This is a genomic window from Pseudomonas sp. HY7a-MNA-CIBAN-0227 (assembly GCF_040310325.1).
GTDB lineage: Bacteria > Pseudomonadota > Gammaproteobacteria > Pseudomonadales > Pseudomonadaceae > Aquipseudomonas.
On sequence record NZ_JBEOPT010000007.1, the window covers coordinates 114,484 to 134,554 of the forward strand.

Annotated in this window: 19 protein-coding genes; 4 read left to right on the forward strand and 15 right to left on the reverse strand. The window is 61.4% G+C overall.

Annotation, left to right across the window (positions count from 1 at the left end; translation table 11 throughout):
* Positions 1-19: 19 nt before the first annotated feature.
* From AAEZ06_RS14055 to AAEZ06_RS14080, 6 genes are all read right to left on the reverse strand, one after another.
* A complete protein-coding gene (locus AAEZ06_RS14055; protein ID WP_502948031.1) occupies positions 20-1,630 on the reverse strand; it encodes a 5-guanidino-2-oxopentanoate decarboxylase in 1,611 nt (536 codons plus the stop codon).
* An 8-nt stretch (positions 1,631-1,638) separates the two neighbouring features.
* The gene (locus AAEZ06_RS14060; protein ID WP_149412654.1) at positions 1,639-3,738 is read right to left on the reverse strand and encodes an acetate--CoA ligase family protein; all 2,100 of its coding nucleotides are present in this window, start codon (positions 3,736-3,738) and stop codon (positions 1,639-1,641) included.
* An 18-nt stretch (positions 3,739-3,756) separates the two neighbouring features.
* The gene (locus AAEZ06_RS14065; protein WP_350614850.1) at positions 3,757-4,917 is read right to left on the reverse strand and encodes an acyl-CoA dehydrogenase family protein; all 1,161 of its coding nucleotides are present in this window, start codon (positions 4,915-4,917) and stop codon (positions 3,757-3,759) included.
* A gap of 66 nt (positions 4,918-4,983) precedes the next feature.
* The gene (locus tag AAEZ06_RS14070; RefSeq protein WP_350614852.1) at positions 4,984-5,775 is read right to left on the reverse strand and encodes an enoyl-CoA hydratase/isomerase family protein; all 792 of its coding nucleotides are present in this window, start codon (positions 5,773-5,775) and stop codon (positions 4,984-4,986) included.
* Between the two features lie 157 nt (positions 5,776-5,932).
* Positions 5,933-6,571, reverse strand: a complete 639-nt coding sequence (locus tag AAEZ06_RS14075) for a TetR family transcriptional regulator C-terminal domain-containing protein (protein WP_149412657.1) — start codon at positions 6,569-6,571, stop codon at positions 5,933-5,935.
* Between the two features lie 87 nt (positions 6,572-6,658).
* Positions 6,659-7,429: a class II aldolase/adducin family protein gene (locus tag AAEZ06_RS14080; RefSeq protein WP_350614854.1), complete on the reverse strand. Its 771-nt coding sequence runs from the start codon at positions 7,427-7,429 to the stop codon at positions 6,659-6,661.
* A 131-nt stretch (positions 7,430-7,560) separates the two neighbouring features.
* Here AAEZ06_RS14080 and AAEZ06_RS14085 point away from each other — a divergent pair, with 131 nt between their 5' ends.
* Both AAEZ06_RS14085 and AAEZ06_RS14090 read left to right on the forward strand, forming a co-directional pair.
* Complete coding sequence (locus tag AAEZ06_RS14085) at positions 7,561-9,516, forward strand: oxidoreductase (RefSeq protein WP_350614856.1); 1,956 nt, start codon at positions 7,561-7,563, stop codon at positions 9,514-9,516.
* Complete coding sequence (locus AAEZ06_RS14090) at positions 9,517-10,089, forward strand: cupin domain-containing protein (RefSeq protein ID WP_350614858.1); 573 nt, start codon at positions 9,517-9,519, stop codon at positions 10,087-10,089.
* A 70-nt stretch (positions 10,090-10,159) separates the two neighbouring features.
* Here AAEZ06_RS14090 and AAEZ06_RS14095 read toward each other — a convergent pair whose 3' ends face one another.
* Positions 10,160-11,197, reverse strand: coding sequence for an AraC family transcriptional regulator (locus AAEZ06_RS14095; RefSeq protein ID WP_350614860.1), 1,038 nt, complete (start codon positions 11,195-11,197; stop codon positions 10,160-10,162).
* A gap of 258 nt (positions 11,198-11,455) precedes the next feature.
* Between AAEZ06_RS14095 and AAEZ06_RS14100 the strand changes: the two genes are divergently transcribed.
* On the forward strand, positions 11,456-12,355 hold the full coding sequence (locus AAEZ06_RS14100) for a SphA family protein (RefSeq protein WP_350614979.1): 900 nt from the start codon (positions 11,456-11,458) through the stop codon (positions 12,353-12,355).
* A 124-nt stretch (positions 12,356-12,479) separates the two neighbouring features.
* On the opposite strand, the gene AAEZ06_RS14105 is transcribed toward AAEZ06_RS14100, so the two are convergent.
* From AAEZ06_RS14105 to AAEZ06_RS14130, 6 genes are all read right to left on the reverse strand, one after another.
* Entirely contained in the window at positions 12,480-13,688 is a 1,209-nt protein-coding gene (locus tag AAEZ06_RS14105; protein WP_178114419.1) for a DSD1 family PLP-dependent enzyme, read from the reverse strand.
* A gap of 68 nt (positions 13,689-13,756) precedes the next feature.
* Positions 13,757-15,085 carry a D-arabinono-1,4-lactone oxidase gene (locus tag AAEZ06_RS14110; RefSeq protein WP_350614981.1) on the reverse strand — a complete coding sequence of 443 codons (1,329 nt, stop codon included), beginning with the start codon at positions 15,083-15,085 and terminating at the stop codon, positions 13,757-13,759.
* An 85-nt stretch (positions 15,086-15,170) separates the two neighbouring features.
* Positions 15,171-15,536, reverse strand: a complete 366-nt coding sequence (locus AAEZ06_RS14115) for a c-type cytochrome (RefSeq protein ID WP_350614862.1) — start codon at positions 15,534-15,536, stop codon at positions 15,171-15,173.
* 126 nt (positions 15,537-15,662) lie between these two features.
* On the reverse strand, positions 15,663-16,496 hold the full coding sequence (locus tag AAEZ06_RS14120; protein WP_149412666.1) for an arylamine N-acetyltransferase family protein: 834 nt from the start codon (positions 16,494-16,496) through the stop codon (positions 15,663-15,665).
* Between the two features lie 118 nt (positions 16,497-16,614).
* Positions 16,615-16,818 carry a DUF6021 family protein gene (locus AAEZ06_RS14125; RefSeq protein ID WP_149412667.1) on the reverse strand — a complete coding sequence of 68 codons (204 nt, stop codon included), beginning with the start codon at positions 16,816-16,818 and terminating at the stop codon, positions 16,615-16,617.
* 23 nt (positions 16,819-16,841) lie between these two features.
* Positions 16,842-17,018: a hypothetical protein gene (locus tag AAEZ06_RS14130; protein ID WP_178114413.1), complete on the reverse strand. Its 177-nt coding sequence runs from the start codon at positions 17,016-17,018 to the stop codon at positions 16,842-16,844.
* A 150-nt stretch (positions 17,019-17,168) separates the two neighbouring features.
* Here AAEZ06_RS14130 and AAEZ06_RS14135 point away from each other — a divergent pair, with 150 nt between their 5' ends.
* Positions 17,169-17,690, forward strand: coding sequence for a DUF3087 family protein (locus AAEZ06_RS14135; protein ID WP_350614865.1), 522 nt, complete (start codon positions 17,169-17,171; stop codon positions 17,688-17,690).
* 9 nt (positions 17,691-17,699) lie between these two features.
* On the opposite strand, the gene AAEZ06_RS14140 is transcribed toward AAEZ06_RS14135, so the two are convergent.
* Both AAEZ06_RS14140 and AAEZ06_RS14145 read right to left on the reverse strand, forming a co-directional pair.
* Positions 17,700-18,842: an MFS transporter gene (locus AAEZ06_RS14140; protein WP_350614867.1), complete on the reverse strand. Its 1,143-nt coding sequence runs from the start codon at positions 18,840-18,842 to the stop codon at positions 17,700-17,702.
* Positions 18,843-19,161: 319 nt separating this feature from the next.
* Positions 19,162-20,025, reverse strand: a complete 864-nt coding sequence (locus AAEZ06_RS14145; RefSeq protein ID WP_149412670.1) for a Dyp-type peroxidase — start codon at positions 20,023-20,025, stop codon at positions 19,162-19,164.
* Between the last annotated feature and the right edge of the window lie 46 nt (positions 20,026-20,071).

A 20,071-nucleotide genomic window follows, 5' to 3' on the forward strand; every position in this document is an offset into this window, starting at 1 on the left:
CTTGCTCCTCTAATAGAGTTCAACAGGCGCAGGCATGCTTTAACTCGATCAATGTCACGCTGTTGCGCTTGAAACCGTTACGCAAATCCGTCTGCAGCTCGTCCAGGTTCTGGGGTTGATTCACCGTGCAGCCGAACGCTCGCGCCAGGGCAGCGAAGTCCGGGTTGCGCGGCAGGACGCCAATGGGCTCGATATCCAGGCCCAGCATGTCGTCGCGAATCTGCCCCAGGGCGTCGTTGTTCCACAGCAACACCACCAGCGGGCTGTCCAGTTCCTCGACGGCGGTAGCCAGTTCCTGGGCGGTATAGAGGAAGCCGCCGTCGCCCACCAGTACCAGCCCGGGCCTTTGCGGCGCGCCGAACTTGGCGCCGATTCCCGCCGGCAAGCCGTAGCCCAGGGTGCCGTAGCCGGTGGGATGCAGCCAACTGCGCGGCGCGTTGCTGGGGAAGGCGTAATTGCCGGTGTAGGCCAGTTGGGTCATGTCGCTGCTGATAAAGGCATTGGTCGGCAGCTCGGCGGCAACGCGGTCGAGAATGGCCTGGTGGATCGACTGCAAGGGGCCATGCCCGGACATGACCGCCTGGCGTAGCGCCGCAACAGCCTTGATCGCTGCATCGGCGTTGCGCGGTGCGCACGGCAAGCGTTCCAGCAGCGCCAATGCCGTGTGCCGAGCATCGCCGTGCAGGGCCACGGCGCAGGGATAAAAGTCGTTGAATTTGCGCGGATCAATGTCCACCCGCAGCAGCTCGGCGTTGAGCGGCAAACGCTCGCGCCAGTAGTCGGTGTCAGCCATTTCGGTGCCGATGGCGAGCACCACATCAGCCTCGCTGATCAGTTGCCAACCGGGTTCGACACACAGGGTCGAACCGGCGTTCAACGGATCGCCCACAGGCAACAATCCCTTGCCGGCGACGCTCGTGAAAAACGGCGCTGCCAGTTGTGTGCTCAAGCGTTGCAAGGCCTCGGCAGCCAACAATGCACCGCCACCGGCGATGATCATCGGCCGCTTGGCCGCCCACAGCTTCGTTGCGGCTTGGTCAAGGATTTCAGCCGACGGCACGCCACGTCCCGGACGGCGTACCACCTCATTGCTCCAATCGCGATTGATGGACGCTGACAACACATCCAGCGGCACCGAAATATGCACCGGACGTGGCCGCTCACTGTCGAACACCGCGTAGGCACGGGCGATCAGTTCAGGCAGGTCCTCGGTGTTCAAGGCCACCGCAGAGAACGCGGTGATGGGTGCGGTCATGGCGCGCTGGTCCTGGGTTTCATGCAGGCAGCCCCAGCCCTTGCCCAGGCTGGCGGTGTGGTTGACGCTGGAAATCACCAGCATCGGGATCGAGTCGGCATAGGCCTGGCCAATGGCGGTGGCGGCGTTGGTTACGCCGGGCCCGGTAATGATGAAGCACACCCCCGGCTTGCCGCTGACCCGCGCATAACCGTCCGCCATAAAACCCGCGCCCTGTTCGTGGCGGGTCAGGACATGGCGAATGCCGCTTCCAGGTAAGCCGCGATACAGCTCCAGGGTGTGCACGCCGGGAATACCGAACACGGTGTCGACGCCGTAGTTGGCCAGCAATCGCACCAGGGCCTGGCCGCCCGTCAAGGTTGTGCCTTGCATCATTATCTCCTTCAAGCCTGGCCGAGGCGGATCAACGCGTCGACCGCCGTGGCGCCCTGGGCATTGACCAGCAATGGGTTCACATCCAGCTCCAGCAACTGCCCGGCGTTGGCGCAGGCGTAATCGGCGACGGCGCGGATCGCTGCCACCAGGGCGTCCATATCCGCCACCTCACGACCGCGAAAGCCTTGCAGCAACGTAGCGCTGCGCAGGCTCAACAGCGCGTTGCGGATCGCATCGTCAGTGGTCGGCAACAACAGGCTGCGGCTGTCCTTGAGCAATTCCACCAGAACCCCACCGGCACCGATCACCAGCGCCAGGCCGAAGTCGTTCTCGCGCTTGATGCCGACAATCAGCTCGGCCAACGGTGGCATGGCCATGGTTTCCAGCAGCAGTTGATCGAACGCCACATCCGGCGCGTAGGCGCCGATTTGCACACGCATATGCGCCAGGGCAGCAGTCAAGGCCAGGCCGTCCTGCAGGTTCAGCACCACGGCGCCGGCTTCGGTTTTATGGGGCAACTGCGCACTGACAGCCTTGAGTACCAGCGGGTAGCCGAGCACCTTGGCGTCGGCGATGGCGCGTTCGGGAGTGCTCAAGACACTGGCCGGCGTGGATAGCCCAAAAGCCCGCAAGGCTTGCTTGGAATCCCATTCATTCAGCACTTGCCCCTGATGGTTCAAGGCTTGTGGGCACAACAGCTCCAGGGTCGATTCGCCCCGCGCCAGCAGGACTTGGCGATTGCTCTGGTAATGGGCGATCCGGCCCCAGGCGGCAAGCGCGTCCTCCACGCCTTGCAAGGCGGCGACACCTTGAGCATGCAAGCGCTCACGGGCATGGGCGGGCAGTAATTCGGGAAAGGCCGAAGTGACAAAACCGGTCTTGCTATGGCGAACCAGGGCCGCGCAAAACAACTCCAGCAGCAGGTCGCATTCCTTGCGCTCACCGGTAAATGGCGCCGGGTAATCGAGCACCAGCATCGCTGCATCAGCTTCGGTGCGCAGCGCGGTGTCGAGCATCGCGTTGAGCGCGTCGCTGTTGCCCCAGATCGCCGTGGTGAAATCCAGCGGATTGACCAGGTTGGCATAGCTGGGCAGCACCTGCGCCAACTCGACACGCTGGCCCTCATCGAGCTTGGGCAGTGCGAGGTGATTGCGTTCGGCGTAGTCGGCAATCAACCCTGCGTCACCACCGGAACAGGCCAGCGCGATCAGGCTACTGCCCGCCGGCAGGTTGCCACAGGCCGCCGCTTTCAGGGTCTCGACAAAACTCACCGGCCCGCTGACCCGAATCACCCCAAGACGGGCAAACAGGCTGTCGTACAGCACATCGGAGCCGGACAACGAGCTGGTATGACTCAAAGCCAGCTCGGCGCCGATCTGCGACACGCCGGTTTTCAGGGCGATGATCGGGATGCCTTTTTCCAAGGCCTTGTGAGCGGCGCGGGCGAATCCCGGCACATTCTTCAAGCCTTCCAAATGCAAGCCGATGGCGGTGACGCGCGGCTCATCCAGCAGCACGTCCATCAGTTCGGCAACGCCCAATTGCGCCTGATTACCCACCGAAGCCATATAGGCCACCGGCAGCGAGCGGTCGCTCATGGACAGGTTGTAGGCGAAGTTGCCGCTCTGGGTCAGCACCGCCACGCCACGCTCTACCGGCTTGCCGCCATGGGCCACCGGCCACAGCGCCGAGCTGTGCAGGTAGTCGAGCAATCCGTAGCAATTGGGGCCGAGCAGTGCCATGTCGCCGGCCGCCTTGAGCAGTTGTTGCTGCAAGGCCTGGCCCTCGGCGCCAGCTTCGGCAAAGCCTGAGGCGTAGCAGATGGCGCCGCCGGTGCCGATGGCGGCCAACTCGCCGACGCAGGTCAGGGTGAGTTCGCGGTTGGTGGCGATAAACACCGCGTCCGGGCCGCACGGCAAGTCGGCAACGCGGCGCACACAGGGAATACCGTCGAGGCTGTCATGCTGGGGATTGACCAGCCACATCTGCCCTGCAAAGCCGCCTTCAGCGCAGCGCTTGAGGGCTCGGGCCATGCTGCGCCCGCCGACGAAGGCCAGGTGGCGAGGCGCCAGCAGGCGCTTGAGGTTGTCGCGAATCGTCTGGGACATGAGCGTTCTCCGACCCGGTCAGCGCAACAGGGGCCGCAACAGTTCGCGGGCGATGATATGACGCTGGATTTCCGAGGTGCCTTCCCAGATCCGTTCAATCCGTGCGTTGCGCCAGATGCGCTCCACCGGGCCTTCGTCCATCAGGCCCATGCCACCAAAAATCTGCACGGCCTCGTCGGCGACCTTGCCCAGCGTTTCGCTGGCAAACAGCTTGGCCATGCCGGCTTCGCCGTCGGTCATGCTGCCCTGATCCATTTTCCAGGCGGTGTGCAGGGTCAACAGTTCAGCGGCGCGGATCTGCGTGGCCATGTCGGCAAGCTTGAACGACACGCCCTGATAAGTACCGATGGGCTGGCCGAACTGCTTGCGATCCACCGCCCATTGCAGCGAGAGGTCCAGCGCGCGCTGGGCCTGGCCGACGCAGTTGGCGGCCACCATCACTCTGCCTGCGGTCAACCAGGCATTGGCTACGTCCCAGCCCTTGCCCACCTCACCCAGCACTTTGGAGGCCGGCACGCGGCAGTCATCGAAGAACATTTCGTAGGTGTGATAACCACGGTTGCTCACACACTTGGGGCCTCGGCGGATGGTCATGCCGGGGGTGTCGCGGTCCACCAGAAATGAAGTGACTGCGTTGCGCTGGCGACCGTTGTGTTCGTAGGTGTCGGTGACGGCAAAGACAATGGCAAAATCGGCGTGCCCGGCGTGGCTGATGAAATGCTTGCTGCCGTTGATCACAAAGTCATCGCCCTTTTGCACGGCGCGGGTCTTGATCGCATTGGCGTCGGACCCGGCGCCCGGTTCGGTGAGGGCGAAGCAGTCGATCTTCTTGCCTTGAATACAGGGCAGCAAATAGTCGTCAATTTGCTTGCCAGTACAGGCCATAAGGATCTTCGACGGCCGGGCGACAAACACATGCAGCGCCCAGGAGACCTTGGACAATTCCCGTTCGATCAGCGCCTGGGACAGGTAATCCAGGCCGCCGCCACCCACTTCTTCGGGCATGTTGAAGGCGTAGAAGCCCGCCGCGATGGCCTTGTCGCGGATCTGCGCGGCCAACTGCGGCGAGACCTCGTCGGCGCGGTCCACCGCTTCCTCAAAGGGCAACAACTCCTTGGCAACAAAACTGCGTACCGCGTCCACCAACATGTCTTGTTCTTGGCTTAGTTGGAAATTCATGGCGCTACCTGTCGATAGAGAGAGGACAGCTACAAGCCCCAAGCTTGAAGCTTGAAGCGTTGAAACTCAGTTACCGTTGAATCGCGGCGGGCGCTTTTGCGTCGCCGCGCGCAAGGCTTCGGCGCCGTCCGCGCTGCGTCCACACAACAATCCGGCGGCCAGTTCAGCCTCCAGTTGCTCGGGCAGGTTGCGTGCGGCACCTTCGCGGATCAGGGTCTTGGTCTGGGCAAATGCGAAGGTCGGGCCGTTGGCCAAGCGTGCAGCCAGCTCAGTGACGTGAGTGTGCAATTGCTCATCGGCGCAGACTTCCCCCACCAATCCGGCAGCCAGCGCACGATCGGCACTCCACAGCTCGTCGAGGAACAACAGGCGCTTGGCCTGTTCGCTGCCGATCAGTCGTGGCAAGTGCCAGCTGGCGCCGGCGTCGGGGGAGTAAGCCATGCTGGTGTAGCCGGCCTTGAACCGTGCCGACTGCGCGGCGACCCGCAGGTCGCAACATAGGGCCAGGTCCATGCCGGCGCCGACGGCGGTGCCGTTGATGGCTGCGATGGTGGGTTTGTCGAGGGTGTACAGACGGGTCATCAGGGCGTGGGCGGTTTCGGTCCAGCCGTAGCTTTCAAGGGCGCCACGAGCTTGGGCTTCGGCCCACTCAGCGAGGTCGGCACCGGCGCAGAAGCTGCGACCGCTGCCGGTCAGTACCACCACGCGCACGGCAGGGTCGCTGTTGAAACCATCGAGCAAAACATGCAGGTGCTTGAGGGTCGGGATATCCAGGGCATTGCGCTGGGCGCCGCGATTGAGGGTGAGCCAGGCGACGCCCGCTTCGACCTGGATGAGCACTGACGAGTCGATAGTCATGGGTTCCTCGAATTATTTTAATTGGCTTGAGGGGTGCGACATGGGGCGATACTAAACGAGTGTTCAGCAAGGAGGCAATCGGCAAAATGCTCTGTCGTTGATTTTTTTTTGAGGAGGGTACCGGCCTGAACATTGCGTCCAGGCGGCGAAGGAGTTCTTAGGCTTTGAGTTGAAACCGCTGACGACCGCCAGCCTGCAGGCCGTCGACCCAGGCTTCGCAAATCTGGATGCCCTGCTCAGGGGTAAACGTGCCGGGATTGAGTCCCGACTCCAGCCACAATCCGTCGAGTAACGCGCTGAGGGCAATGGCTGCCAGGTCCGCATCGAAGCGCTCCCAGCCATGCTCTTGGGCCATGTCCGCCAAGGCCGAGCGCATGATGGTGCGGTACTCGCCGTAAGAATGTTCGTGGGCCAGATTGATGGCCGGTGCGGTCTTGACCGCCCCCCAGAACGCCAGCCAGGCATCCAGCAGTTGCGGGTCGAGCAATTGCGGGGAAAAGGAGCCGCGAAAAAACGCCGACAACCGTTCCCGCGGGCTGGGCGCTGCCTTGGCCATGGCATCGCGCAACAGGTTCATGACCTGGCCGGTGATGGAGCGATAGGCCTCGGCCACCAGTTCGTCCTTGCCAGAGTAGTGATGGCTGATCAGCCCTACCGATACCCCAGCCTCGGCGCTGATCTTGCGGATCGATGCGCCCTGGAAACCGTGGCGCTTGAGGCAGACCAGCGTCGCCTGGACCAGATTGGCCTTACGCAACTCCGGCTCCATACGAGAGAAACGGGATTCCTGGGTCATGTAGCGGTTCCCTTCGGTTAAATCAGTGGGTGGCACGTTCTGCGGCTGAACGACTGTACAGCAACCACCCACGGGGATTAAACCGCCTCAGGCACGCAAACCCGGCGATACCCGATCCAGCAGGCGCAATAACGCGGCCCAGGCCAATTGCATGGCATCCGGATCGCTCAGTTCACCCTCCTCCAACGGCCGACCTGGATCGTTAAACTGCCGTTCGGTGTACGCGCACACCTCGGCCGACGGCAACACCAGCTTGCCGCAGGCCTGGGCGGCGATTTGGATATCACAGGCCTTTTCCAGGTAATACATGCGCAGGAAGGCCTGGCTGACGGTTTCCCCCACCGTCAGCAAACCGTGGTTGCGCAGCATCAGCACCGGCTTATCCCCCAGGTCGCGAACCAGCCGCTGCTGCTCATCGAGGTCCAGGGCCACGCCTTCGTAATCGTGGTAGGCGACCTTGCCGTAGAACTCCATGGAGATCTGGTTGACCGGCAGCAGTCCGCATTCCAGCGCTGCCACCGCACAACCGGCCCGCGTGTGGGTGTGTAACACGCATTGGGCGTCTTCGCGGGCGCCATGAATGGCGCTGTGGATCACGAAACCTGCCGGGTTGACGGCATACGGCGATGGCTCCACCGCCCGGCCATCCAGGCCGATTTTCACCAGGCTGGACGCGGTGATCTCCTCGAACATCAACCCGTAGGGGTTGATCAGGAAGTGATGTTCGGGGCCGGGAATGCGCACTGAAATATGGGTGAAGATCAGGTCACTCATACGAAAATGGGCGATCAGCCGGTAACAAGCGGCGAGTTCTTCGCGCAGGTGTTGTTCGGTCGGGTGGCAGCCACGGTTGGTCATTTTTGTTCTCCATGCGGGTGGGTAACGTGGCCGAAGCTAATCCAGCCACCAGTAAAAAAACAAGTTGATTTTTTACTGGCGCTCACCTCCTATAGAAAAATAACAATAACAGCGCCTGGAGTATCCGCACCATGTCGCCCCATGCTTTCCCCCTCCTGTTTGAACCCCTTGCACTTCGGGGTAAACGGCTTAAAAACCGCATCATGTCCAGCGGACATGACACCTCGATGCCCACCGATAATCGGGTTAACGAACAGTTGATCGCTTATCACCGGGCGCGGGCCGAGGGCGGTGTCGGGCTGATTGTGTTGCAGGTCGCTGGCGTGCATGACAGCGCCCGCTACACCGCTCATGTGCTGATGGCCACTGACGACAGCTGCATCGACGGCTACCGGCAATTGGCCGAGACCTGCCATGCCGAGGGTACTGTGGTGCTGTCGCAGATTTTCCATCCGGGTAGGGAAATCATGGAGTCGGCCGATGGGTTGCTGGCGGTGGCGTACTCGGCGTCAAGTGTGCCCAATGAACGCTTTCGAGTGATGCCCAGGGCCCTTGATCAACGGATGATTGACGACATTGTCGCCGGTTATGGCGCTGCGGCCAGACGCCTGCACCAGGCCGGAATCGACGGGGTCGAGGTGGTTGCCAGCCATGGTTATTTGCCGGCGCAATTTATCAACTCACGGGTCAACCGGCGCACCGATGACTACAATGGCGACCTCGACCAGCGCCTGCGTTTCTTGCGGGAAATCATCGCGGCTGTTCGCGCGACGACTGACGAGCAGTTCATCATAGGCCTGCGTATTTCAGCCGACGAACGTGACCCCGAAGGCCTGAGGGAAGACGAATCCCTGGCCGCCGTGCAGTTACTGCAATCACAGTTGGATTACGTACACATCGTCGCCGGCACCTCGGCCTCTCTCGGCGGTGCCATCCATATCGTACCGCCCATGGCGATTGCCACGGCGTATCTGGCCAAGGAAGCGGCGACGTTCAAGGCCGGCCTGTCGATTCCGCTGTTTGTCACCGGGAGGATCAATCAGCCTCAGGAAGCCGAACTGATATTGGCGCGGGGGCAAGCCGATGTGTGTGGCATGACTCGCGCATTGATCTGCGACCCGCAAATGCCCAACAAAACCGACGCTGGTCGTGTCGAGGATGTACGGGCCTGCATCGCCTGTAATCAGGCGTGTATCGGGCGCTTTCACAAGGGGTTGCCCATTTCCTGCATCCAGCATCCGGAGAGTGGGCGTGAATTACAGTTTGGCCAGATTCGGGCGGCCACGGCGCGCAAGCGCATCCTCGTGGCCGGTGGCGGCCCGGCGGGGATGAAGGCGGCTGCGGTGGCGGCGCAGCGCGGTCATGAGGTCACATTGTATGAAGCCAGTGGGCAACTGGGCGGGCAAGTACTGCTGGCGCAATTGCTGCCACGGCGCAGCGAGTTCGGCGGCGCCAGCATCAATCTTCAGCGGGAGATGGCATTGGCCGGGGTGCGCGTGGTGCGCAACACCCGGGTCGATCGGGCGTTGGTGGAGCGCGAGCAGCCAGACATGGTGATCATCGCCACCGGCGCCGAACCTTACTGGCCGGCCTTCGAACGCGGCGGTGAGTTGCAGGTGGTGGATGCCTGGCAAGTGTTGCGTGATGAAGTCCAGCTCGGTCGTTCGGTGGTGGTGGTCGACTGGCGTTGCGACTGGATCGGCCCTGGCATTGCCGAGCGCCTGGTGCGCGCCGGTCATCAGGTGCAACTGGCAGTCAACGGTACCCATTGCGGGGAAAACCTGCCGCTGTACGTGCGCGATCAGTTGGCCGGCGAGCTGCATCGGCTAGGCATCCCGATCATCCCCTACGCCCGTCTGTACGGCTGCGATGACACCACCGTGTACCTGCAACACACCGCCAGCGCCGAGCCGATGCTGCTGGAAAATATCGACTCGCTGGTGTTGTGCCAGGGGCATCAGCCAGTGGACACTCTTGGCGCACAATTGGAAGGCCTGGTGGACTTCAAGCGCATTGGCGACTGCCTGGCGCCGCGTACCGCCGAAGAGGCCATTTATGAAGGGTTGAAGGTGGCGTGGGAAATTTGAATGAGTAACGACGAACCTCAGCAACTGTTCCTGGGTACGCGTATCCGCGGACTGCGAAAGGCTCGCGGCCTGACCCTCACGGTATTGGCGCAGATGAGCAAACTGACCGCCGGCTACATCAGCCAACTGGAACGCAACCTCGCCTACCCCTCGATCCCGGCGCTGTTCAACATCGCCCGCAGCCTGGGGGTGACCATCCAGTGGTTCTTCGCCAGCGAAACCACCACAGCCCCGCAAGACCAGGGCTACGTGGTGCGTAAAGGCACGCGGCAGAGCATTTACTATGAAGACGGCATTGTTGACCAACTGCTGACGCCCCAGCCCAACCGCCAGTTGGAGATGCTGCACTCGCGCTTCCCGCCCGGTACCTACAGCCAGCAAAACTACAGCCATGAAGGTGAAGAGGCCGGTTACGTATTGAACGGGAGGTTTGAGTTGTGGATAGGCGAGCGCCATTTTCAGCTCGACGAGGGCGATAGTTTCAGCTTTCCAAGCAGCGAACCCCACCGCTACGGCAACCCTGGCAAGGTGGATGCAGTGGTGATCTGGGTGATCACACCACCGACGTTTTGAGCCGCATCTGCCTGGTACTGTCGTGCGTACTGACCACCTTTATCCTTTGCTTGCCCAAACAGGGCCGGCACTACGCCAACCCTCCTCCCTCACCCCGAAACGCGCTGGGACTCAGCCCCGTCCACCGTTTGAACGCTCGTCGAAAACTGCGTACGTCGCTGTAGCCCACCTCTTCGGTAATGCGCTCGATGGACAACCCCGGATTGCCCAGCAGGCCCATGGTGCGCGCGCGACGCACCTGCTCCAGCAACGTCTCAAAGGTCAGCCCGTGTTCGGTCAAGCGCCGACGCAGGGTACGGCCACTCATGTTCAAGTCACTGGCGACCTTTTCCAGCTGGCTGCCCTGCAGGTCACGAGAAATCGCCCGCTCCACCGCCTGGATCAAATCCATCTTTTGATGCAGCTGGGCGCTTTCCAACTCCAGCAACTCCAGGGCCTGACGTAACGCCAGGGCATGGTGATTGGGCAGGCGCACGTCCAGCCAATGTCTGGCCAGGACCATACGGTTGTGCAGACAACCAAAGCGTACATCCGCGCCAAACAGCCGCGGATACTCGGCGGCATACAGTGGCGCTGCGTGCATGAACTCCACCCGTAGTGGAATAAACTCAGCCCCCACCAGCGCCCTGCCATAGACCATGATGCTGGAGAAGAACTCTTCAGCGGCAAATACCTGTACCTCGGCGTAGGGCAACAGGCATTCAACGTCGACAAACACCTCATTCACTCCTTCATGGATGCGCGAGGTGGCGATGCCGCCGGAGGTGTGCTGGTGCCGCTCGCCGACGGCAAAGGCATCGCGCAGGGTCTTGCACAGGGAAATCACATGCCCCAGCAGGCCCAGGGTGCCCAACACATTCTGATTGCCGACACACAGCCCCAGGCCCTGATCCGGCAACACCTTCAACGCCCGCTGGATCATCGCCACCGCCTGGCGATAGGAAATGCGCTGGGCCGGGTCATCCAGGTCGCCCAGGGTAAAGCCCAGGCCACGGCACAGGTGCTCGGCACTGGCACCCTTTTGCGCGACGACTTGCCCCAGGGTTTGCAGGAGAAACGGCGAGACCAGGGCCAGTTCATAGTGCGGATCAACGGCTTTGCTTTGCATGAATCTTCGATTCCCGACTGAGTACTCGGTTCTTGTTTTAGAAACATCCTGACAATCATAGGCGCTTGCCAGGATCGCCGCACTCTGCATGAAAGCTGTCCGCCAAAGTCCCCCTATCTGGCCGCCAATACCCTGCCCCGCCGGGCGCCAAGGGCTTATTTCTATGGGCAAGGCCCATGAAGGTCTGCTCCCCCAACAATAATAACGAGCCCATACATGAACCCGACCTGTGCGCTTCACCCTCTGCACCTTGCCCTGATGGCACTTATCAGCCTGCCGGCCCTGGCCACGGAAGGCGGCGTGGACAACATCGGCACCGGCACCGATGGCTTTTACATCCTGCCGCTGGACGTCAACAACCTGCCAGACCACATGTTCGCCTTCAACCTCTACTACAACCACTTCGAAGCCAAAAAACTCAATATCAGCTCCCTCGGCGGCAAGGTGCCTGACGTCAAGATCAAGTCCGACGCAATTATCCCGCGCCTGGACTACCTCAGCCCGCTGCGGGTATTCGGCGGCCGGCTCGGTGGCTACATCGCGCAGCCTTACCTAAAGCAACAAGTGGCGCTGTTCGGCATGTCCGACCAGCGCGAAAGCATGGGTGACACCACACTGGCGCCGATCATCCTGTGGGATATGGGCAAAAACCTGACCCTCGCCGCCGCTGTGGAGATCACCCTGCCCACTGGCGAATACGACGCCACGCGCCTGGCCAACACCAGCAACAACTTCTACACCTACAAACCGCTGTTTTCCGCGACCTGGCTGCCCAACGAGCGCACCGAACTGTCGATCAAGACCACCTACAGCTTCAACAAGGAAAACCACGACACCGATTACCGTTCGGGGCAGATTTTCCACTTTGATTATTCGGCCAGCTATAAAGTGACCGACAACCTGAGCCTGGGCATCAACGGCTACTACCTGAAGCAAACCACCGACGATAAGCAGTACGGGCGCACGGTGACCAATATCTTTGGCGAGGACGTCGATGACGGCGTGCGGGGCCAGGTGTTTGCCATTGGCCCGGCGGTGTATTTCACCTTTCTCAAGTACGCCAGTGCCGAGGTGCGCTGGGCCAAGGAGTTTGATGTGGAGAACCGGCCGGAAGGTGACATGTTGTGGGCCAAACTGACGATTCCATTTGCGCTTTGACTGGGTACGGTCAATGTGGGCTTGCCTGCAATGCAGGCAACTCGGTCTGTCAGTTACACCAAGGTGATGCCATCGCAGCAGTACGGTGATCCGATAAGCCAACCCCCGCCTTTGACCGAGTCGCTCAGGTGTAGACCGGCCAGCTTTCAACGATCTTCCCGCCCCTTACCGCCAGTAAATCGCCAAACTGCAGCAACACACACTCAGTCTGGGTCGGCCGCAGAAACACGTGATCCTCCACCGCCAACCCCACCGCAGGCGAGCCGTTGACCATCTCCTGATTGGAGCTGCGGCCATACAGCTCGTTACTTTTCAGCCCCGAGGGAGACTCGAACTCGGCCATCCAGTTGCCGCCATAGATAAAGAACGTGCCGCGCTGGTTGCTGTCCCACCAGGAGAACAGCCTCGACTTGTCATCCAGCGCCGGGATGTTCACCGCACCGGTACTTTTCAGCACGGGCGTGGCGATGTAGGCCGCCGGGACGTGCTCGCTCAAGGACGGCAAGTCGTAATGAGTCGGCTTGAGCAACGCGGTGCCCACCGAGACTTCGCTGCTCAGGCGTTCCTGTTCGTGGATGCGATAACTCGGACTGCCGGCGGTATTGAGGGTCAGGCCGTCACGCCACAAGGGCGCAAAGTGCTGGCGGGTGTAGTCGACATAGCCGTTGTAACGCTGCATGACCTTGTCGAACAGCGCCTGGGGCGAGCCGAGAATCCCCGGCACGCCCATGCCGACAAACGGGTCGTAGCCCATGAAACCGGCAAACTCCAACTGCTGCGGATGGGCGCTGATCAGTCCCAACATCTGCCCCAGCACGGCATCATCACTGATCCCGCCACGATGCAGGCCAACATCCAGTTCGATATTGACCCGCAGCCTCGTACCCAATCCCTGGGCCAGCGCCAGGTATTGCTGCAACCGCTCAGGGGTGTCCAGCAACCACTGCAATTGCCGGGACGGCTCGAACGGGCCTTTGTGAGTTTGATAAAATAACTGCGCTGAGCGCACCGGCAACGGCTTGCCCATCAGGATATCGGCATCAGGAAATACCAGGGCATCGTGATTGAGAAACGGCTGATGAAACGACATCAACCGCTGGGTGCCGGCACGCTTGGCAATGTAGGCCAGCAAACCCGGCGACGGCAGAGATTTCTCCACCAGGCGCAAGTGTTTGCCACCCCGCTGAACCGACTGCATGACCACATCGATATTGTGATCCAGGCTGTCCAGGTCAATCAGCATCACCGGGCGCATCGGCCCATGGGCCTTGAGTTCTTGGTTCAGCGTGCGGAAATACTCGCTGTACGGGCCGCCGTGATCATTCGGGCGCAACAACGCTGCACCACCCACCAGCAAGGCGCCTGCACCGACGGTACCGAGCATGAAGTTTCTACGGTTCATCAGGCCACTCCCAGAATGGATGACAGGTGTGCATTGAGAAATTTGCCGCTAGGGTCCAGTGCCTGTCGTACACGGGTGAACTCCTCCCAGCGTGGGTACAGCGCTTGCAGGTTGCGAGCGTTAAGGGTGTGCAACTTGCCCCAGTGAGGCCTGCCGGCGTACTTCCAGAAGATCGGCTCCACCGCCGCAAAGAAATTGTGATGGTCCATGGTGTAGTGCTGGTGCACGGAGATCGAACAACTGTCGCGCCCTTCAAACATGCTCAAGGGAATGTCGTCGGCCTTGACGTAGCGGTACTCGATGGGAAACCAGGTGCGCAGGTCCTTGTCGTTGATCAGTTTGAGGATTTCCCGCAGGCAGGCAGGGCCTTGCTCGGCGGGAACCGAATATTCCATCTCGTTGAAACGCACATTGCGCACGTTGGCATAGACCTCATACGACTCGGCCACCCGGTCCTGGAAACTGGCGAAATAGCGCAGGCTGTTGAGCAGGGTGCGCCGGGCGTCGGGGAAATCGCTGCCGTATTTGTCGAGCTTTTCGATGATCGACACAAACGCGTTGCCGCCCTCCTCGGCCGGATCGATCGGTGGGGTTTCGGGGTCGGTGGTTTCGTTGAGGGCGATGGATAAGGCGTAATCGGAGTGGGTCACCACCAGCATTTCCCAGTGCTGGTTTTCCCGGGTGTTTTTCTCCACATCCTCCAGCAGATCGCAGGTTTTGGCGATCCATTGCCGCTCTCGCAGACGATACGGTGCGCGGTTTTTCAGGCGCACTTTGGTTGCCACGCCGAGGGCGCCGAGGGACACCCTGGCGGCATTGAACACCTCGGTATGTCGATTGGCATCACAGTCCAGTACCTCGCCTTGGGCGGTCACCAGTTGCAGGCCGGTGATATGGCCGCTATAGGAGGTAAAGCCGATGCCTGTGCCGTGGGTCGAGGTAGCGATGGCGCCAGCCAGCGTCTGGTAGTCGATATCCGCCATGTTCGGCAAGGCCTGGCCGATTTCTTTCAGCGCCGGGCCCATGCGCGACATCGGCGTGCCGGCGCCGAAGATGGCTTGCAGGCTGCCGGCATCGTGATCAAGCAAACCGTTGAAAAAGCTCAGGGACAGCAGTGTGCCGTCGGTGGGCACCAGGGCGCTGAACGAGTGGCCCGAGCCCACCGGCCGCACCTTGCCCGGCGCCTGGCGAATCACCTGCACCAACTCGTCCAGGTCCTTGGGCGCCAGGCGCGCCAGCGGCAGGCAACTTTGCGCGCCAGACCAGTTACGCCAGGGAATCAGCCGCGGTGCACGGGCCAGTTGCGCGAGCGCCGGGTTGCTGCTCAACGCCATGAAAGCGCCCGTCAGCGCCGCGCGCTGCAACAGTTGACGCCGTGATAGGTCCATCACCATGCCGCTTACCTCGTTGTTGTTATTGTTGTTGCCCGGACATGAAACTGATCAGCGCCAGGAACTGCTCCTCGGAACACTGCATGCACAGGCCCATGGGCGGCATACCGTTGTAGCCGTTGATCGTGTGGTCCAGCAGCGTGTCGGCCCCCTGGGCGATGCGCGGGCGCCAGGCAAGGTCGTCGCCGGTCAGCGGTGCGCCGGATGCCGGATTGGCGTGGCACAGCTTGCAACTGGTGTCGTAGACCTGGGCCAGGGCTGACTCGGTCGGCATGGCACTGGCTGCCGTGGCGCGTTCAGGAGGATGTTTCGATTCGTCGCCGCAGGCCGTCAGCAGGCCGATAAAGGCCAGCAGCAGACTGATACGACAGGGGTTTATTACCCGCATAACCGCCCTCTCTCTTATGGTGTGGAAAGTCAGATCCACACTAAGGCAGGGGCAGCACCGCGTTGAGGGTATTGGGGGACATAAAGGGGGACTTCAGCGGCCAGGCTTGAGCGGGTGACAAGCAGCTCAAGTTGCCGTCAGCAACCGCGTAAGGGCTGTGCGAAGTTGAGGGTGTTCGGGCAAGCGAATGCCGAAGCTGTCCTGCAGCAGCGCCAGCAGTTCGTCCGCGTCCTGGATCGAGCGTTTTTCGCTGTCGCGGTCCAGGTAATGAATCGCGTAGTTGCCATTGTTCAACGTACGGCGCAGACCCGGAGCGATCAGCGCCACTTTCAACTGGCCTATAAACGGTGAGTCGGGGTGGGTGCAGACGTACCAGTTGCCGACCTCATAGTCGATGTGCGACTGCTGCTGCAGGTCGAATACATAGAGCCCGCGCCACTCCCCGGCGACCTGGGCCCACAGGGTATAGCTGTCCTGTTCCAAGGTCAGGCGGTAGGGTTCATGTGCGGTGGCCTGGGGCGCTTCGCTGTCCAATTGCAACGGGCTGGTCGGCACCATGCCACCAAAACCGACATCACTGATATAACGCACACCGTCCACAGTCACCAGGCTCAGGCGGTGAGTCCGGGCGGTGAGCGCATCGGGTGGGCCACCTATCACCACCCTCCCGGTAATGCCACGGGCGTCAAACCCCAGCTCTTGCAACAACGCCAGAAACATTTGGTTCAGTTCGTAGCAATAGCCACCGCGCCCATCCAACAGGACTTTCTGCTCGACGCGGGCTAAATCAATGGGCACTGGCACACGCAACAGGGTCGACAGGGTTTCAAAGGCGAAGGTGCTGACATGGCGCAACTGCAACTGCGCCAGGGTTTGCAGGGTCGGTGCCGGCGGCGTGTCATAACCCAGGCGTTGCAGGTACAGACGACTGTGAGTCAGGCGAGGCGAATCCAGGGACATGGCGCAATCCTTGAGCGCGAGGCGAAGGCATCACTAATACCCTGAACCGGGTCGCTTGCCAATTGTGATCGGTATCAACACCCGCTAGGTAAAGCCCCGCTCTGTGGCGGGGCCGTGTTCAGGTTTTCAGATCGCCAAGAGGGTCGTAGCCCGGCGTCTTGGCGGGCTTTTCTTTTTCGTCCAACGGCGCAATCGCGGGGCCCACCGGGTCAACCTGAGGGTCGGCCAGATCCGGCGAGTCGGGGTCAAAACCCAACTCGTCAGCGCCGCTGGAATGTTCCGATGAGTGCGGGCCATCGGGGGTTTTCGAATTACTGGTCATAGTCACCTCCTCCACGCGCCGGGTTACAGCGGGCGCGCCTTGTCATGCAGATTATCCAGGTCCTCGTCGACCCGCTCCTCATCCTTCTCACGCCTGGCCGGGTCATTGGGCCGGTAGGCGTCGTTATCACGTTCCACTTCTCCAGGAAGAATCGGCTCGTCGGGATTTTGCGTACCGGGCTGCTGCTGATACCGGGTCATGGTCCACCTCGCTTGAAGTCCGTTGCACACAGACTTTAGAGAAACCGCTGCACGCCATCGTTCAACCTGATTTCCCTCCTGCCCGTTGAAGCGTGAGAAGATGCCGCGCTGTGGCATACCCCTACTTCCCTTATGGAGACTGCACCCCGGATGTTTGAGATCAAACCCTGCGTTCCACAAACCTATCGCCAGCAGACCCGCCGCAGCACGCTAATCGTCGCCGTGATATTCGTCTTCCTGGCGATGCTGCTGTCGACCCTGGCCGTGATGCTGTTTGGCGAACCCGGTGGCGACAACTTTCGCTTCAATGTCGGCGGGGTCGTGGCCGGGGTGTTGCTGACAGTGGCGCTGGTGCGCGGCCCGTTCTGGTCACACGCCTGGCTGGCACCGGCACTCTATGGCTGGCAGCTCAAGCGCAGCCTGATGCGCGTGACCAACGTCATGCACAAGGTCACCGAACAGGTGCAGGCCAATGATCCGGAGGCGATCAAGCTACTGCGCTTCTACCATTTGGGGCTGACGCAGATGCATGCACTGGACGCCAACTCCAGCGCCCAGGCGCAGTTGGTGGGGGAAATGGACGCGCACAAGGCGAAGATGCAGGCGCTGGGGATCGAGACCGAGCAAACACGCCTGGACCCGGCGTGGCTGGCAGCGGTAAAAAACGCTTGAGGTTTGCATTCAGACCGTCAGATTTGAACCAGCCTGTGAGCGCCAGCAGAACACCGCACTGACGGCAATCGCAGCGCCCGCCACGCCAAACACCCAGGGCGCCGATGCCACCGGCAACAGAAAACCCGCCAGCAACGGCCCAAGGCCGGCACCGATGTCGCGCCACACCGCGTTGGACGCCAGGGCTGAAACCCGCAGGGCGCCGGGATTGCGTTCCGCCACCAGGGTCGTCACCAAAGGTAATTGCAGGGCCCGCAGCACCAGCACCGCAGCAGCGCCAACAATCACCCAATAGCTGCCAAAAGCCCACAGGGCCAGGGCACTGAGGAAGGAAAACAGCAGCAACATCGCCGTGGCACCAAAGCGCTGTGCCGCGCGACCGCCCAAGGGGCTCAGGAGCATTTCCGAAACATACCGCAGCGCCATCAACGCGCCGGCAATCAACACCGCATCACCGCCGAGGATTTTTTGCGCCTGCACCGATAGGCCGAAAATAAACAGCCCGTCCAGCGCCACGCCTTCGATAAACGACCACACCGCCACGCTGTCCGGCAACCGGAAACGGCGGCCTGGGGTACCGTGCAAATCATGGCCGGCAGTCGGTAGGCCACGAGCAAGCCACAAGCCAATCAAGCAACACACCGCCAGAATCAGAAAAATCGGACGTGGCCCCGCCCATAACGTCAGCAGGCCGCCAAGCGGCAAGGCCAGCATCGGGCCAAGAGCAATAAACGCTCGGGAACGCCCGGCGCGGCGCGATGCTCCAGAGGGCTCAGAAGTCGCCAGCACTTGGGTCGACAGGTTCAACGCGGCAAAACACAGGCCCCATATCAGCCGCAGCCCCAGCAACGCGGCAAAACCACTCAAGAATGAATTGCCCAGGGCGCAGACGGCGGCTGCGCCGGCAGCGAGCATGCAGGTCAGGCGATCGCCCCGCAGGGCATAGAAGTTGAGCACATACCGATAGCCGAAAATCCGCACCAGCCGGTTGGCCGCCAGCAGCACCCCGGCCTGGGCCAGGGTAATGCCGAACGCCTGGGACTCCATGGGCAGCAAGAGATAGAGCAATACGTCACTGGGCAGGCACAAACTCAAGGTCAGCGCGGCACGGCGGGAGGTGGAGTCAGCGTTACGTTGGGTCAGGCTGGGCATAAAGCTGAAACATTCAGAATTATTTAGATGGCCACGTTAGCGTTCTTCCACGGTGCCTTACAAGGGCCAATACCGGGTTAAGCGGGACCAAACTGCAACAGGCGCAAACCACTGGCGACTCAGCCCACCGAGGCCAAGGCGTCATCAAAAAGCCGGTAGCCACCTGCAACAAAAACGGCAAGGACACGAACGCCAGGCCTTGCCGTAGTTGTCGAGCCCCAGCGAGGCTACGTCAGCCACACCGCCGCCCTCGGATCAGCCCCCAGCACCCAGTCGCCCCCAACGCAGCCTCGCTAAAGCTTGACCGTGCACAGAGCCTCTACGGGAATACTGCGCGCAGGTCCAAATGCCCATCCTTGAGCGGCGGGCACCAGTAGTAACCGCCGGTCAACGGCTTGCTGATGCGGTACAAGCCATCGACGATGCCGTCTTCCAGGCCGCTCATGCGGCGTAACTGTGCTTCAAAGGCATCGAAGGAATGACCGAATGCCAAAAACATCAAGCCGGCCTGGCCGTTCTCTGCCCAAGGCATGGAGCGGCGCACCACAAAGGCTTCAGGGGTAAAGCTTTCCTGCGCGGTGCGTTTGACATGGGCAGTCTCGGGCGCGTCTTCCAACTCTTCGTTGTCGCCATGGCGCCGGCCGATGATGTGATCGCGCTCCTGGGCCGGCAACGCGGCGAAGCCATCCAGGTCGTGCTGCCATTGCTGAATCGCAGCAAAGCTACCGCCGCCATTGGCCACAGCCGCTTCGACGGCGGCGTCATCATGGGGGTTTTCGGTGCCGTCTTCGTAATCGGTCAGGTCAAAACCAGTCTTGTAGCGAAAGCCTTCAGTCATCTGCACCAGGCGAAACGCCGGCGCCAGGGCTTTTTCAAAGGCTCGGCTGCGCATCAGCAATTCGCCGCGATCAACGCCATGCAGCCAGCACCATAGGGCCTGTTGGGTCGACGGGTTTTCAGCGCCTGGGCCGCTGACATGAGGGAACGCTCGTAGCCCTTCAACCTGGGCACCGAGGGCTTTTACCAGCGGCTCACCGAAACCCATCACTACCGTCGCGTCAGCCAATTGCACCAGCGCATCGAGCGCAGCGGGCACGGCGTCAATGGACTCCACGGCAAAAAACAGATGGCGTGCCTGCAAAGGCACCGGTGCGGCAAGAATGCCCGGCTGGTAGTGACTCATGTGAACTCCTTCAAGAAAGCCGCGCAGTTTACCCCTCGCGGCGCAA

Excerpts from the sequence above, each read along its gene's own strand:
- AAEZ06_RS14145 (WP_149412670.1), bottom strand. The coding sequence starts at position 20,025 with ATGAGTCACTACCAGCCGGGCATTCTTGCCGCACCGGTGCCTTTGCAG.
- AAEZ06_RS14095 (WP_350614860.1), bottom strand. The coding sequence starts at position 11,197 with ATGCAAAGCAAAGCCGTTGATCCGCACTATGAACTGGCCCTGGTCTCG.
- AAEZ06_RS14060 (WP_149412654.1), bottom strand. The coding sequence starts at position 3,738 with ATGTCCCAGACGATTCGCGACAACCTCAAGCGCCTGCTGGCGCCTCGC.
- AAEZ06_RS14090 (WP_350614858.1), top strand. The coding sequence starts at position 9,517 with ATGAGTAACGACGAACCTCAGCAACTGTTCCTGGGTACGCGTATCCGC.
- AAEZ06_RS14125 (WP_149412667.1), bottom strand. The coding sequence starts at position 16,818 with ATGACCAGTAATTCGAAAACCCCCGATGGCCCGCACTCATCGGAACAT.
- AAEZ06_RS14055 (WP_502948031.1), bottom strand. The coding sequence starts at position 1,630 with ATGATGCAAGGCACAACCTTGACGGGCGGCCAGGCCCTGGTGCGATTG.
- AAEZ06_RS14135 (WP_350614865.1), top strand. The coding sequence starts at position 17,169 with ATGTTTGAGATCAAACCCTGCGTTCCACAAACCTATCGCCAGCAGACC.
- AAEZ06_RS14140 (WP_350614867.1), bottom strand. The coding sequence starts at position 18,842 with ATGCCCAGCCTGACCCAACGTAACGCTGACTCCACCTCCCGCCGTGCC.
- AAEZ06_RS14130 (WP_178114413.1), bottom strand. The coding sequence starts at position 17,018 with ATGACCCGGTATCAGCAGCAGCCCGGTACGCAAAATCCCGACGAGCCG.
- AAEZ06_RS14085 (WP_350614856.1), top strand. The coding sequence starts at position 7,561 with ATGTCGCCCCATGCTTTCCCCCTCCTGTTTGAACCCCTTGCACTTCGG.
- AAEZ06_RS14080 (WP_350614854.1), bottom strand. The coding sequence starts at position 7,429 with ATGACCAACCGTGGCTGCCACCCGACCGAACAACACCTGCGCGAAGAA.
- AAEZ06_RS14115 (WP_350614862.1), bottom strand. The coding sequence starts at position 15,536 with ATGCGGGTAATAAACCCCTGTCGTATCAGTCTGCTGCTGGCCTTTATC.
- AAEZ06_RS14100 (WP_350614979.1), top strand. The coding sequence starts at position 11,456 with ATGGCACTTATCAGCCTGCCGGCCCTGGCCACGGAAGGCGGCGTGGAC.
- AAEZ06_RS14075 (WP_149412657.1), bottom strand. The coding sequence starts at position 6,571 with ATGACCCAGGAATCCCGTTTCTCTCGTATGGAGCCGGAGTTGCGTAAG.
- AAEZ06_RS14120 (WP_149412666.1), bottom strand. The coding sequence starts at position 16,496 with ATGTCCCTGGATTCGCCTCGCCTGACTCACAGTCGTCTGTACCTGCAA.
- AAEZ06_RS14065 (WP_350614850.1), bottom strand. The coding sequence starts at position 4,917 with ATGAATTTCCAACTAAGCCAAGAACAAGACATGTTGGTGGACGCGGTA.
- AAEZ06_RS14070 (WP_350614852.1), bottom strand. The coding sequence starts at position 5,775 with ATGACTATCGACTCGTCAGTGCTCATCCAGGTCGAAGCGGGCGTCGCC.